This window comes from Planctomycetota bacterium, assembly GCA_035384565.1.
Taxonomy (GTDB): domain Bacteria; phylum Planctomycetota; class PUPC01; order DSUN01; family DSUN01; genus DAOOIT01.
The window spans coordinates 135,502-149,556 of sequence record DAOOIT010000004.1; the positions used below are offsets into that span (position 1 = coordinate 135,502).

Here is a 14,055-nt window from a genome sequence, read left to right on the forward strand (position 1 = left end):
CATGGTCCCTGCCGATCTCCACGACAAGACGGTTCGCCTCCAGGCGAATATCGAGCGGGTGTTCATCGGCAAGCCCGAGGCGGTGCGCCTGGTGCTCGTGGGGCTGTTCGCCGGCGGCCACATCCTCATCGAGGACGTGCCCGGCGTGGGCAAGACCACGCTGGCCCGCGCGCTCGCCCGCTCGATCCGCAGCAGCTTCCGCCGCATCCAGTTCACGCCCGACCTCTTGCCCACCGACATCCTGGGCGTGCCGATCTACAACGAGGCCGAGGACTGCTTCATCTTCAAGCCCGGCCCGATCTTCGCCAACGTGGTGCTGGCCGACGAGATCAACCGCACCACGCCGCGCACCCAGAGCAGCCTGCTGGAGGCGATGAACGAGGCCCAGGTGTCGGTGGACGGCGCGACCCACCCCCTGCCGCACCCCTTCATCGTGCTGGCCACGCAGAACCCGCACGAGTTCGAGGGCACGTTTCCGCTGCCCGAGTCGCAGCTCGACCGCTTCCTCATGCGCATCGAGATCGGCTACCCCAGCCGCGACGACGAGCGGCGGGTGCTGGCGACGCAGCGCCTGGCCAACCCGCTGGACACCCTGGAGCCGGTGCTCGACGGCCCCGACGTGGTGGCCCTCCAGGCGGCGGTGCGCGAGGTGCGGGTGGACGACTCGATCTCCGATTACATCCTGGAGATGGTCGCGCGGTCGCGCCAGGCGCCCGAGCTGGAGATCGGCGTGAGCCCGCGGGGCGGGCTGGCGCTGTCGCGCGCGGCCCAGGCCCTGGCGCTCCTCGATGGCCGCGGCTACGTGTCGCCCGACGACGTGAAGCGCCTGGCCGTGCCCGTGCTCGCCCATCGCGTGATTCGCCGGGCGGCGCTCTCGGCCGGCAAGGGCGCCACCGAGCGCCAGATCATCCGCCAGATCGTCCAGGCCACCCCCGTGCCCGTGTGAGCCTCTATGGGCTTCTTCCCCGCCATCGCCGGGCTCGCCGCGCCTGTGGCCGAAGTGGATTGGCGCGGCGTGGCGCAGGCCGTCACCGCGGCATCGCTGCTCGTGCTGCTGGCGATCTACGCCGTGAGCGCCTGGCGGCGCGGCCAGCGCTCGCTGGCCGGCCAGCGCATCACGCGCTCGGGCGTGGCCTTCTCGCTGCTCACCCTGGCCGCCGCGCTCGTGGCGCTGCACACCAAGATCAACTTCCTCGTGCTGCTCTTCGGCATGCTGCTGTCGGCCCTGGTGCTGTCGTTCGCGCTCTCGCGGGCCACGATGCGGCGGCTGAGCTTCGCCCGGGCGCTGCCCGAGGGCGTGCACGCGGGCACGCCGTTCACGGTCGAACTCCGGGCCGCCAACGGCAAGCGCTGGCTCGCGTCGTATTGCCTGGCCGTGCGCGACGAGCTGCCCGAGGGCCTGGCCGCCGGGCGGCCGGGAGGCGTGGCCCTGGTGCTGCGGCCGCGCGAAACCCTCGCACTGTCCTACACGGCCACGGCGGCGCGGCGGGGCGTCTACCCGCTGCGCGCCGTCACCTACTCCACGCGCTTCCCCTTCGGGCTGTTCCATCAGGGACGCTCGCGGCCGGTCCCGGGCGAGCTGGTGGTCTATCCCCGGCTGGGCGTGGTGTCGGCGGAACTGCTCGGGCGCGCCCGGGCGCTGGCCCTGGCGCGCCACCGCTCGCGCGGGGCGCGCGGCGAGGAGGAGTTCCGCGACCTGCGCGAGTACCGCCACGGCGACAACCCGCGGCGCATCCACTGGAAGACCTCGGCCAAGCTCGGCAAGCCGCTCGTGCGCGAGTTCGAGTCCGTGGCCAGCGAGCGGGCCCTCCTGCTGCTTGACACGCGGTGCCCGGCCAGCGGCGACGAGCGGCTCGAGGCGGCCATCAGCTTCGCCGCCTCGCTGGCGCGCGACCTGCTGCACCGCGGCTTCGCCCTCGGCCTGGCCGCCTACGCGCCCGACCTCGTAGTCGTGGGCCCCGCCCAGGGCGCGGCGGGCCTGCGCCTGCTCCTCGAGGCGCTGGCGCGCCTCGAGCCCGCCCCCGCCCGCACCCTCTCGGAGCTCGCGGCCGAGCCGCGCGTGCGGGCCCAGGGGCGCCTCCTCGCCATCCTGGCCGTGCGCCAGGCCGACGACGATGCCGCGGCGGCCGCCGACCTGCTCCGGCGCCAGCAGCCCTGGGTCCTCATGGTGGACGCCTCGGCGCCGTCGTTCGCGGACCTCTTTCAACTCCGTCACGACGGCACGAGCCAGGACGAATAGCGGTTGGGCCAGGCGCCCCGTGCGCCCGCAGTGGACACCGGCCGCGTGTTCAGGGTAGAATCACGGGGCAACGGCAGCAGTCCAGATGGAGCGACCATGATTCGAAAGCTGAACCTCCTCGTGGCCATCGCCGCCCTGGCCGGGGTGGTGGGCATCTTCGTGCTGATGCGGCGGCCGCACTCCGACCCGAGCGCCGCCCACCCCCGCGAGGGCGTGGTGATCCAGGAGAAGGTGATCCACGTCTACGGCCGCGGCTACACCCTCGCGCGCCTCGCCCAGGTGGCCGCCGAACTCGGCCAGCCCGAGGTGCTCACCTACAACCCCAAGCGGCGCGAGGCCACAGCCAATGCCAGCCTCATCATCCACGGCAGCCTCCAGATCGGCGACCCCGGCGACCCCGCGCTCGGCGAAACGCTCCTCCTCAACACCATCGTGTGCGGCGACCTCCAGGTGCAGGTGGCGCCCGACGGCGAGCTGCGCCTCTACCATTCCGTCCTTCAGACCGTCAGCCAGGTGATCACCGAGGACAAGTGCAGCCGCGGCTACTACTTCTTCGCCGACGGCCGGCTCGTGGCCGCCGACAGCCGCATCCTCTACATGTCCGGCGCCCGCGGCAAGACCGTGACCGGCAACTCGCAGGCCGACGTCGAGCGCGTGGCCTTCGCCCTCAGCGACGACGTGTCGTTCCACGCCTACAACGCCGACGGAGCGAAGCTGGCGATCCGCGACTCGCAGTTCCTGTGCGAGGGCCGCTACGGCGTGTGGGTCGAGGGCTCGGGCGGCGAGCCGCTGCGCCTCGTGCGCTGCCGCCTCGCGGGCACCGAGGCCGACCTGTACCTCAGCGGCCGCCGGCCCGAGGCCGAGCTGATTGACTGCCAGTTCTCCCGCGACAAAATCCGCTTCATGCACAACAGCGGCCGCGTGGCCGTGCGCTGGACCGTCACGGTGAAGGCCGTCGAGCGCGGCACCGGCAAACCCGTGGCCGGCCTCGACATCGTGGCCGCCAACGAAGGCCGCGCCGCCGAACGCGTCCGGGGACGCACGCGGGAGGATGGCACGTGCCCCCTCGTGCTCACCGAGTACTTCGCCACGCCCGCCTATCCCAGCGGCGGCGAGCCCGCCAACGCGCCCACGCCGCACCGCATCGCCGCCGTGGCCGCCTCGGGCAGGGTGCTCGCCGAGGTCCGCGGCCACGCGGTCCACGGCGCCCTGGACACCGTGACCCTCGAGATCCACCCCGAGGATCGGGCCTCCCTGCCCTGAATGACGCGCCGCGCGCCCGGCGCCCCCCGGGCGGGGCCTCCGCGCCCCGCGGCTCCCCGGCCCTCCACCTCGCGGGGCAGGGACGCCCCGCCCACACGAACTCCGCCCCCCGCCCCGCCCCGGCGCCGTTTGGCAGGCAACGGCCAATTGGGTATGATAGCCTGACAGGGGAGGGGAGAGGCGCGCAGAGGGTCTGGCCCGCGGGCCGCATCGGGGCGGAGCCGCGGGAGGCAGGCCTTCGGGAAAGGGACGGACCTCGCAACATGTCCTCCGCCGTGCTGGTCGAGCTCGCCGGCCTCGTGGTGTTGTTCCTGCTCTCCGGCTTCTTCTCGGCCTCGGAGACCGCGCTCTTCTCGCTGAGCCGCGCGCGCGTGCAGCGCCTGGGCGAGACCGGAGGGCTGACGGGCCGCACCGTGGCCGCCCTGCTCGCCCGGCCCCAGCGCCTGCTCATCACCATCCTCGTGGGCAACATGGTCGTGAACACGGCCGCCTCGAGCATCATCGCGGCCTCGATCACGCTCCGCCTCGGCGACCAGGGCGTGGCCCTCGCCATCGCCCTCACCACGTCGCTGCTCCTGATCTTCGGCGAGGTGACACCCAAGACGCTGGCCGTGCGGCACGCCGAGGCCCTGGCGCGCGGCGTGGCGCTGCCGCTCCTGTGGTTCTCCAAGGTCATCGCGCCCGTCCGCTACGTGCTCCGCTCGATCACCCGCGGCCTCCTCGCCGTGCTGCGCCGCGGCCACATCGAGAGCGCCAACCTCCTCACGCGGCACGAGTTCGCCGCCGCCCTCGAAGTCGGCGAAGAGGCCGGCGTCATAGACGAGCACGAGGCCGACATGGTCGAGCACATCATCGAGTTCCCCACCATCGCCGCCCGCGAGCTGATGGTGCCGCGCACCGAGATGGTCTGCGTGCCCGAGTCGGCCACCATCGAGGAGGCCCTCAAACTCGCCCAGCGCACCCACCGCTCGCGCCTGCCCGTCTACGGCGAGAGCGTGGACGACATCTGGGGCGTCTTCGACATCCGCGACCTGCCCGCCTGGCGCAGCCGCGGCGTGTGGCAGCAGACCCTGCGCGACTTCGTCCGCGAGCGCGACGCCGCGCCCAAGCCGCCCCAGCGCCCCCTGGTGCGGCCCGCCTTCTTCGTGCCCGAGTCGCGCCGCGTCGGCCAGCTCCTCCGCGACATGCGCGAGGGCGGCAACCACATGGCCGTGCTCCTCGACGAGTACGGCGGCACCGCCGGCCTCGTGACCCTGCGCGACCTCGTGGACGAACTGGTCGGCGGCGTGCTCACCCGCGAGGCCGACAGCAGCCGCCTGTGCCGCAAAGGCGACGGCTGCATCCAGGTGCTCGGCGAGGCCCGCGTGCGCGACCTCAACAGCGACCTCGGCTTCGCCCTGCCCCTCGACCGCGCCGACACCATCGGCGGCTACGTGCTCGACCTCATCGGCGAGCTCCCCAGGCCCGGCGCCGAGGTGCACGACGAGCACTTCACCTACCGCGTCCGCCGCCTCAGCGGGCGCCGCATCATGGCCATCGAGGTCCGGCCCCGCGACCCCGAGAGCGAAGTGTGGCAGCGCGTCTGGCAGGGCGGCCAGTGCGCGCCCGCCGCCGAGGAGGCGCCCCCGCCATGATCACCGCGGCGATCCTCTTCGTCGTCTTCTGCCTGCTCCTCGAGGGCGTCTTCTCCGGGTCCGAAACGGCCCTCATCTCGGCCGACCGCGCCCAGCTCCGCGCCGCCTCGCGCCGCGGCGACCGGCGCGCCACCCTCGTCCTGCGCCTCCTCCAGCGCTCCGAGGCCCTGCTCAGCACCACCCTCGTCGGCACCAACCTCTCCGTCGTCGCCGGCACGTCGCTCGCCACCCTCGTCGTCGGCCACTACGTGCCCCACGAATGGGAGACCACCGTCACCACCCTCCTCATGGCCCCCCTCATCCTCATCGTCGGCGAAATCGTCCCCAAGTCCATCGCCCGCGCCGCCGCCAACTCCATCGCGCTCCGCATGGCCGGCCTCCTGCGGGCCGCCCAGACGGCCCTCTCGCCCATCGTCTTCGTGGTCTCGCGCATCGCCGAGGCCGTGCTCGCCCTCCTGGGCAGCCGGCCCACCAACGACAACCCCTACGTCACCCGCGAGGAACTGATGGTCCTCGCCGACATGGGCGAGGACCACGGCGCCATCGTCTCCGAAGAGCGCCGCATGATCCACAGCGTCCTCGAACTGCGCGAGCGCCCCGTCGCCTCGGCCATGGTGCCCCTCGTCAACATCATCTCCGTGCCCGTCACGGCCACCGTCGCCCAGCTCGACGAGGTCGCCGCCCGGGCCGGCTTCTCGCGCTACCCCGTCTACGAGGGCCGCGTGGACAACATCGTCGGCATCGTGAGCGTGGTGGACGTGCTGCGCAGCGACCTGCCGGGCGACCCCGCCGCCACCCCCATCGCCCCCTTCATCCGCCGCGAAGTCAATTACGTGCCCCAGACCAAGCCCGTCGGCGACCTCCTCCGCGAACTGCGCTACGGCCCCGTCCCCATGGCCATCGTCGTCGAGGAGCACGGCGGCGTCGTCGGCCTCGCCACCGCCGCCGACCTCGTCGAGGAGATCGTCGGCGAAATCTACGACGAGCGCCTCGGCGCCCCCCCCAGCCTCATTGCCCCCGGCAGCAACGTCTTCGAGTGCGACGGCACGATGGACGTGGATGAGCTCGCCGAGCTCACCGGCCTCGCCATCCGCAAGGAAGGCTTCGAAACGGTCGCCGGCCTCGTCACCAGCCTCGCCGGCCGCATCCCCCGCAAGGGCGAGCACATCTCCTTCGGCCCCTTCCGCGTGGACATCCTCGAGGCCACCCCCCGCCACGTCCGCCGCCTCCGCTTCACCCGCGTCAGCAGCGGCGCGCGCTGAAGCCCCTCTGCCCTCGCCCCCGTGCCCCACGCCCGCGCTCGGCCGCCAATCGCCCGTTCTCGCTCTTCCGGCCATACCTGCTCACCCTCCCGAGGTGCCCGGTATGGCCGGAACCGCGAGGACCGCCCATTCTCGCCCTTCCACCCATACTGGCTCACCTCCTCCCCCCAAGGGTGAGCAAGTATGAGCTCCTGCCCCGCCGCCCCGCCGCATCCGCGCATCCGCCTGCCGACATCGGCATCCCCGGCACCGGCATGGGCGCACACCGCCCCGGGTGTGGGCCGGGATTGTAGGCAGGGTGATGGTCTCTGGAGCCTGAAGGTCTCGCATGAGATAGCCCAGGGCAACGCCCTGGGTTCAGCGGGATCCACGAGTCCAGCCCTGAAGGGGCGAGATAGAAGCTCTCGATTCCGCCCTGTCAGGGCTGCCGCGGGGCGGTCTTGTTCCCAGGGCGTTGCCCTGGGCTATCCCATTTCGCTCCTTCGGAGCTCCCGCCGCCACCTACAATTCCGGCCCACACCCCACCGCCCCGCCGCGCTTGAATCCCGACCGATTCTGCGCGAGAATCGCGGGCGTGGCACAACGGCCTCGGATGTCTGTCTTTCTCTCAGAAAGGAGTTGCCGATGAGAAGGGCCGTGATGCTGGCGACGTTGGGCATCGTGTTGCTGGGGCTTGCGCGAGCCGTTCCTGCCGCCGAGGAGGGCGCCACCCAGACCAAGACGGGGGTGGTGAAGAAGGTGGATGCCGCGGCCAACCAGATCGTGGTCATGGTCAAACGCGAGCTCACCTTCGCCGTCACCGAGGCCACCAAGATCGTCCAGGGCGATCAGGCCAAGAAGCTCGCCGACATCAAGGTGGACTCCAAGGTCACGGTGGAGTACACCCGCAACGGCGACACCCGCACGGCGGTCAAGATCACCCTCCTCCCTGAGAACTAAGGTCTGCCCCTGCCATTGCCCGGCTGCGCCTCGGCCCCCAGCGCAAGCGCCACAGGGCGCGCGCTGGGGCCGAGCGGTCGCCTCAGCTCGGCACGTGCAGCTCGACGATGTCGCGGTCGCGCAGCACGTGGTCGCGCGGCACCTGCTGGCCGTCGAACTTGGCCGACCCCCACACGCAGGCGTACTTGAGCTTCTCGGGGAACTCGCGGTGGACGGCCCGCGCCATGTCCACCACCGAGCTGCCCCGCGGCAGGATGAACGGCGCGCCCAGGTCGGGCGGCTTGCCCGGCTGCTTGCAGTAGACGCGAATGACGTCCAGCGTCGTGAAGAGGTGGGAGACGAAGGCGTCGAGGTTGTGCCGCGTGGTGGCCGACACGGAAAGCATGGGCAGCCGCTCGCCGTAGAGCTCGCGGAGCGCCGCGAAGGTGTCGGCGGCACCCGGCAGATCGTCCTTCGTGCCCAGCACGAGGGCCGTCTTGAGCTGGCGGCCCTCGGCGTCGCGCTCGTCGCGCCCCACGCGCCGCCCGACGGGCCAGATGCCGCGGTTCGTCAGCACGTTCAGGCAGCCGTCGAGCTGCTCCAGCGCGTCGGAGGCCGCGAGGTCCACCACGATCGCGATGATGTCGGCCGAGCGGTACGCGCCCATCATCCCTGGCGGCACCGCCTCGGGCGTCATGGGCGGCATGTCCACGAGCTGGATCGGCACGTCCTCGTGGAAGGCCATGCCCGGCACGGGGGCGTGGGTGCCGAAGGGGTAGTCGGTCACGCTCACCCGCGCGTTGGTCAGGGCGCCTACGAGGGCCGACTTGCCGCAATTGGGGAAGCCCAGGAGCACCACCTGGCCGGCCCCGCCGCGCTCGACGTGGAAGATGTCGCGGCTGCGGGCCCCGGCCTTCGTGGCCGGCGCCTCCTTCATCTTGGCGATGCGGCGCTTGAGGTCGGCCTGCATGTGCTCCGTCCCCTTGTGCTTGGGGATGGTGGCCAACATCTCCTCGAGCGCCGCCAGCTTCTCCTCGTGCGTCTTCGCCTGGCGGTACTGCTCGTCGGCGCGCTTGTATTCCGGCGACAGATTGGCGGGCATCTCCACTCCGTCCTGTTCAGGGATACCAACAGGATACCCGCCGTCGCCCGTCGAGTCAACGTTGATCCGCGCGGGCGAATGTGCTACACCCGCAGGCCATGAACGCGCCTGCGCCCGAGCCCATGTCCCGCGCCCGCGGCTACCTGCTCGTGCTCGCGTGCGCCGTGCTGTGGAGCCTGGGCGGCCTCTTCGTCAAGGTGCTGCGCCAGCCGCGCTTCGACATGGCCCCCGGCGCCATCGCGTGCCTGCGGAGCGCGGCGGCGGGCCTGCTGCTCGCCTGGGCGCTGCCGCGTCTGGCCCGGGCGCCCCGGGGGCTGGCCATTGCGTCGGGCCTCGCCTACACCCTGGTCGTGGGCAGCTTCGTGTTCGCCGTGGCGGGCACCACGGCGGCCAACGCCATCTTCCTCCAGTACGCCTATCCCGTCTTCGTCGCCGTAGGGGCCGTGTGGTTCTTCCGCGAGCGGGTCGGCGGGCGCACCGTGGCTGCGCTGGGCCTCGGCCTGGCCGGCGTGGCCGTGATCCTCGTGGGGTCGTGGGCGCCGGGGCAGCGCGTGGGGCTGGTCTGCGGCTTCGCCAGCTCGATTGCCTTCGCGGCGCTGGCCCTGCTCCAGCACGCCATCCAGAGCGGCAGCCCGGTCGCCCTCTCGGCCCTCTACAACCTCATGGCGGCTGCGCTCCTGCTGCCGTTCGCGTGGGGCAAGCTGGGCGGCTTGTCCGCCGAGGCCCTGCTTCTCGTCGCCGCCATGGGCACGATCCAGCTCGGCATCCCCTACGTTCTCTTCATTCGGGGCATTCGCGCCGTGCCGGCCACCGACGCGGCGCTCCTCACCCTGGCCGAGCCGATCCTCAACCCCGTGTGGGTGTGGCTGGCCGTGGGCGAGAGCCCGAGCGCGAGCACCCTCGTGGGCGGAGGGCTGATCCTCGTCGCGCTGCTCGTGCGCTTCGCCCACGTGGCCCCGCGCGATTCGCGCCGCGGAGTGTCTTGACAACGCCGAGACCTGTGATATGATCCCGGTAGACAAGCCCCTGGCACCGAACGAAGCGCTAAGCCGCTCAGTTCGGCGAGTTCCAGTTGCCGGAGCGCCTGAGACTGTTCAGACCTGCCGGGCCTGGGCCTGGCAGCGCTCTGAGACGCCTGTCTCAAAGCCGAAGGCGTGCCACTCGCACGCGGGCGCAGGGTTGCAGTGGAGCCAACCGAGCTGAGCGGCTGCCTCGCGCCTGGGCCGGCGGGTGTCGGATTGATTTGACATTTCCCCCCTTTCTTTGCTATCCTAGAGCCGGACATCGGGGCGTGGCGCAGTTTGGCTAGCGCGCTTGAATGGGGTTCAAGAGGTCGCTGGTTCGAATCCAGTCGCCCCGACCATTTTTCAAAAAGGGCCGTTCGGCGAGAAAGTCGAACGGCCTTCTCTTTGTCAGAGCGAGACTTACGCTCGATACGGTACGGTTCAAACTCACGCAATCCAGAATCTCGCGTTTCTCCTCCGAGTTTGAACCTTCCCACAATTCCGCGAGCCTCTGGCTGAAATCGAATAGCGCCAGGGCGCGCACGGGCGCGTCAGGGGCGTAGTTGTTTGCCCGGCTGAGCGATTCCTCCACTTCCGCCGTCTGGCGCTTCAGTTCCGCCGTTTTCGCTTGGAAGACTGCTTCCTCGATGGCTCCCGAAAGGTAGCCGGTGAGGAGACGGTCTTGCATCCCGGCAAGTTCCGTGCGGCGTTTGGCGAGCGCCTGTTTCCGTTGCCGCTGGAGATCCTCGACATCCGAGAAGGCCGCCCGGATGGTGGCTCGGAACCACTCGGCGATGTCGGGCGGCATCTTGAACGAGCCCAGTTCCTCCCGGATGATGTCCTCCAAGTCCTCCTCTCGCCACCGAAGCGGCGGATGGTCACCGGCCGGATTGTTGTTGGCGCACCGGTAATAGACGTGCTCGCGGACACCGCCGTCAAGGAGTTTGCGCCGAATGCGCTCGCCGGTCATGGCGAAGCCGCAGTACGCGCACCGGATAAGCCCGCCGGAAAACAGGTGGACGTGATGCGACATACGGCGGTTCCGGCCATTCAGGATGTCCTGGCACGTCTCGAAGGTCTTCCGGTCGATGAGGAGCCGGTACTTGCCTTGGTGGACACTCCCGTTGCGATGCAGTTCGCCGATGTAGAACCGGTTATTCAGGATGTAGGACAGAGCCGACCGGTTGAAGCTCGGTTGGCTCGGTCGGTAAATGAACCCTTCCGCCGCGAGTTGGTCCCGCAGGCGCTCGAAGGTGTACCTGCCGGTGGAGTAGAGCTCGAAGATGCGAAGGACGGCCTTCGACTCCACGGGATGGGGCTGGACCGGCTCGTTCTTATCCTCCACGTTAAGGTAGCCGTAAGGCGCGAGTCCCGTGGGCCATCCTTGGCGGACCTTCTCGTCCATGCCTTTCAAGACCTCGGTGCGTAGGTTGTCCGAGTAGTACTGCGCCACGGCGGCCATGACGTTGAAGGACAGCGCACCAGCCGCGCCAGGGCCGAACTGGTTCTCTACGAAGGCGAGCTGGACGCCGCACTCGTCTTCGAGTTCCTGAAGCCTGACGGCGTCTCGCATGTTCCGGCAGACACGGTCGAGCTTGTGGGAAAGGATGACCTTGATCTTCTCGCGCTTGGCGTTGGCCCTTACCCACCGGAACATATCGTTGAAGGCGACCCGTTCCGCGCCTCGCTTGGCCGACTCGGCCACCACGAACTCCCGCAAGGCTGTCCAGCCGTTCTTGGTCGCCCGGTCGCGGCAGGCGCGCAACTGGGCGTCAATCGAGTACCCTTCCTTCTGTTCGCGGGACGACACCCGCGCCCAAATCACGACATTCATTCGTGCACGCCTCCTTTCCGCCCTTCGATCTTCAGCATGACCTCGGCAAGGCGTTTGACGTTGAGCAGCATCTCAATCGCCTCGTCCTCCGAGACCGGGCGTCCGTAGGCCCTGGACCAGACCTCTTGCGTGTACCGCAGGAGGTCGTCCGTTATCCACGCGAGGGACAGCGGACGTCCCGAAGCCGCTTCGGGCAAGGGATCATGAGGCGGATTCCCCGCCGGAAATCCAGTGGTTTCTTCGGGAATCTGCGAGATTTCTTCCTGCCCAACGATTGCGCATGTCTTGTTCATAGGCCGCGCACCCATGCGTCGAGACCGCGCTTCTCAAACTGTTCCCGGATGCGGTCGATTGCCCGGTCAAGCTCATAGCGAGACACGCCTATTGCCTTGGCAATGTTGAAGCGGTTCTCGCCTCTGGACAGCGCTGCGCAGATGACCTGCTCCTGCGGCGTGAGCCTGGCGACCGCATCCCGGACGTCGAGCGCCAGCGCGACAGCGCGCTCCTGGGACTCGACCATCGCGTCCTGGACGGGTTGGCCGTCCCGGACGCCCATGAGTTCCTTGAACCGTTCGTGATGCTTGTGGTGGCGGGCCCTGCCGCGCTGAATGAATGTGAGCTGCTTGTCGATGAGGGCGGTGAGCGCTGTGTTCTCCGTCGCGCCGTTGGACTTTTCCGGCTCGAACCGGAAGTCCATCACCGCCTGAATAACATCCTGTTGAACGTCCTCCAACTCGTCGGGCCGGAATCCCTTTCTCCGCGCCCTGTCCAAGATGAGATCAACCTTCCACGCCTCGACCAACTGACCGTAATCGTTTCGCATGTCCGCACCCTTTCAGAAAAGTGGGCCTTGGCTCCGAACCATTCGGAGCGCGGACATCTATATTTATGGCTCATCGGGCTGATCTCATTACGGCTCATTATGCAACCGCCAGAATCATGTGCGTGCATGATGCGCGGGCTCACAGGCTCATGCGCGCATTATGCACGCATATGTTTTTGAGCGGTTCTCAACAATGAGCCTGCCGAGCGGCAAACAACCCTGTGGCGCGGCGGAATGGTCCGCCGCCGAGTCGCAGGGAGACAAGAAATGGCCCGAGCAAGAAGGACGGACCCACTCACGTCCCACCAAGCGGCAGAAGAGGCCGAAGCGAGTGGACGCGCTCACGCGCAGCGGCAGCTCTGCCTCGCGGAAGTATTGAAAAACCCCGGCAAGACGGCGGCGGAGATCGCCGTGGCGACCGGTCTGGAGCGGCACGCGCCCTCCCGGCGTCTGCCGGAACTCCGCGAGGCCGGACTCGTCACGAACGGCCGTTCCCGCATCTGCGCCGTCACCGGCAGGCTCAGCATCACCTGGTTCACGGCGCAGCCCCAGGAGGTGCAGCCGTGACCACGCCGAAGAAGCCTGACTTTCTCATCCGCGAGACCGACGCCGAATACCGCGAGAAGGCCAAGACGCATCTCACCTCGCATCAGCTCGCGGACTTCCGCCGGTGCCCGCTGCTCTTCTGGCAGAAGGTCCAGGGGCTCGTACCGGACGAGGACCGGCCCGCTTACCTTCTGGGCCGCGCGTCCCACGTGCTCATTCTCGAAGGGCGCGAGAGGTTCGACGCGGAGTACGCAGTCGGCGGGCCCATCAACACCCGCACCGGCAAGCCCTACGGCGCGAACACCCAGGCCTACGCCGACTGGGCGGCGGCGCAGGGCAAGCCCGTCCTGACCGACGAGCAGTTCGCCCTCATCGTCAATATGGCGACCGGCGTCCGGTCGCACCGGCTGGCACTCGACCTTCTGTCGGACGGCATCGCCGAAGGTGTGGTGCGCGCCGAATACTGCGGCGTGCCGTGCCAAGCGCGTCTCGACTGGTTTCACCCGCTCCACGGCATCGTGGACTTGAAAACGTGCGACGACCTCACGTGGTTCGAGGCCGACGCGCGGCGCTTCCAGTACGCGCACCAGATGGCGTTCTACCGCGCCGTCCTGCGCGTCGCCGCCGGAGGCGCGTTCCCGGTTCATTTCATCGCGGTCGAGAAGAAGCCGCCGTTCCGGTGCGGCGTGTGGCAGGTGTCGGAGCAGGCGCTTGCCATCTGCCAGCTCGATAACGAGGCGGCGGTCGAGCGGCTCAAACAGTGCAAAGCTTCGGACTCATGGCCCACGGGTTACGAGGAGGTCCGTTTCTTTGATTACGTCTGAGCGCGCGGCGCGGACGGGATGGCGTGGCCGGGATAGGGCCACCCGGTTGAGACTCCCCGTGCCTGTCCGCCCGCCGCTCTTTTTCGCCCGGAGACGGGCAAGGAGACAGTGACAAATGGGACTCATGCAAGCCATCCAGCGCGGCAAGCAGCCGATGCCGCCGCGGCTGATGGTCTACGGAACGGAGGGCATCGGCAAGAGCACGCTGGCGGCGAACGCGCCGAAACCGATCTTCGTGCAGACCGAGGACGGCCTGAACGAGATCGCCTGCGAGAAGTTCCCGCTCGCCGCGAGCGTGGACGACGTGCTGGCTGCGCTCACGGAACTCGGCGCGGAGCAGCACGACTACCAGACGGTCGTCATCGACAGCCTCGATTGGCTGGAGCGGCTCATCTGGGACGCGGTCTGCCGCGAGTTCCGCGTATCGAGCATCGAGAAGGCCGACGGCGGCTACCAACGCGGTTACGTCCATGCCCTGACGCACTGGCGGCGGGTCGTGGATGCGCTGAACGCGCTCCGCGTCGGCAAGGGCCTGGCGGTCATCCTCATCGCCCACGCCAAGGTGGAGAAGTTCGAGGACCCCGAGGCGACGACCTACGACCGCTA

General features: G+C 69.3%; 14 protein-coding genes and 1 tRNA gene. 12 read left to right on the forward strand and 3 right to left on the reverse strand.

Annotation, left to right across the window (positions count from 1 at the left end):
* The first annotated feature begins 1 nt into the window (after position 1).
* The 6 genes from PLE19_02930 to PLE19_02955 all read left to right on the forward strand — a co-directional run bounded on the left by PLE19_02930 (position 2) and on the right by PLE19_02955 (position 7,337).
* A complete protein-coding gene (locus PLE19_02930) occupies positions 2–946 on the forward strand; it encodes a MoxR family ATPase (GenBank protein HPD13872.1) in 945 nt (314 codons plus the stop codon).
* 6 nt (positions 947–952) lie between these two features.
* Entirely contained in the window at positions 953–2,239 is a 1,287-nt protein-coding gene (locus PLE19_02935) for a DUF58 domain-containing protein (GenBank protein HPD13873.1), read from the forward strand.
* A gap of 96 nt (positions 2,240–2,335) precedes the next feature.
* A complete protein-coding gene (locus PLE19_02940) occupies positions 2,336–3,502 on the forward strand; it encodes a hypothetical protein (protein HPD13874.1) in 1,167 nt (388 codons plus the stop codon).
* A 263-nt stretch (positions 3,503–3,765) separates the two neighbouring features.
* Positions 3,766–5,136: a hemolysin family protein gene (locus PLE19_02945; GenBank protein HPD13875.1), complete on the forward strand. Its 1,371-nt coding sequence runs from the start codon at positions 3,766–3,768 to the stop codon at positions 5,134–5,136.
* Complete coding sequence (locus tag PLE19_02950; GenBank protein HPD13876.1) at positions 5,133–6,398, forward strand: hemolysin family protein; 1,266 nt, start codon at positions 5,133–5,135, stop codon at positions 6,396–6,398. The genes PLE19_02945 and PLE19_02950 overlap by 4 nt, the downstream gene beginning before the upstream one ends.
* Before the next feature lie 624 nt (positions 6,399–7,022).
* On the forward strand, positions 7,023–7,337 hold the full coding sequence (locus PLE19_02955; GenBank protein ID HPD13877.1) for a DUF5666 domain-containing protein: 315 nt from the start codon (positions 7,023–7,025) through the stop codon (positions 7,335–7,337).
* 82 nt (positions 7,338–7,419) lie between these two features.
* Here PLE19_02955 and PLE19_02960 read toward each other — a convergent pair whose 3' ends face one another.
* Complete coding sequence (locus PLE19_02960) at positions 7,420–8,418, reverse strand: TGS domain-containing protein (protein ID HPD13878.1); 999 nt, start codon at positions 8,416–8,418, stop codon at positions 7,420–7,422.
* Positions 8,419–8,540: 122 nt separating this feature from the next.
* Between PLE19_02960 and PLE19_02965 the strand changes: the two genes are divergently transcribed.
* The 3 genes from PLE19_02965 (at position 8,541) to PLE19_02975 (ending at position 10,851) form a co-directional block, all read left to right on the forward strand.
* Positions 8,541–9,404, forward strand: coding sequence for a DMT family transporter (locus PLE19_02965; GenBank protein ID HPD13879.1), 864 nt, complete (start codon positions 8,541–8,543; stop codon positions 9,402–9,404).
* Positions 9,405–9,703: 299 nt separating this feature from the next.
* Positions 9,704–9,781, forward strand: a tRNA-Pro gene (locus PLE19_02970).
* A gap of 323 nt (positions 9,782–10,104) precedes the next feature.
* On the forward strand, positions 10,105–10,851 hold the full coding sequence (locus PLE19_02975; protein HPD13880.1) for a hypothetical protein: 747 nt from the start codon (positions 10,105–10,107) through the stop codon (positions 10,849–10,851).
* 401 nt (positions 10,852–11,252) lie between these two features.
* Here the strand turns inward: PLE19_02975 and PLE19_02980 are convergent, their stop codons facing one another.
* Together PLE19_02980 and PLE19_02985 are read right to left on the reverse strand one after the other, a co-directional pair.
* The gene (locus PLE19_02980; protein HPD13881.1) at positions 11,253–11,549 is read right to left on the reverse strand and encodes a hypothetical protein; all 297 of its coding nucleotides are present in this window, start codon (positions 11,547–11,549) and stop codon (positions 11,253–11,255) included.
* Complete coding sequence (locus tag PLE19_02985) at positions 11,546–12,079, reverse strand: hypothetical protein (GenBank protein HPD13882.1); 534 nt, start codon at positions 12,077–12,079, stop codon at positions 11,546–11,548. The genes PLE19_02980 and PLE19_02985 overlap by 4 nt, the downstream gene beginning before the upstream one ends.
* A gap of 411 nt (positions 12,080–12,490) precedes the next feature.
* Here PLE19_02985 and PLE19_02990 point away from each other — a divergent pair, with 411 nt between their 5' ends.
* From PLE19_02990 to PLE19_03000, 3 genes are all read left to right on the forward strand, one after another.
* A complete protein-coding gene (locus PLE19_02990) occupies positions 12,491–12,646 on the forward strand; it encodes a hypothetical protein (protein HPD13883.1) in 156 nt (51 codons plus the stop codon).
* Positions 12,643–13,449 (forward strand): PD-(D/E)XK nuclease-like domain-containing protein, encoded by an 807-nt coding sequence (locus tag PLE19_02995; protein ID HPD13884.1) that lies wholly within the window; start codon positions 12,643–12,645, stop codon positions 13,447–13,449. Before PLE19_02990 ends, PLE19_02995 begins: the two co-directional genes overlap by 4 nt.
* Before the next feature lie 115 nt (positions 13,450–13,564).
* Positions 13,565–14,055: ATP-binding protein (locus PLE19_03000; GenBank protein HPD13885.1), on the forward strand; the 491-nt coding region annotated here is incomplete at its 3' end.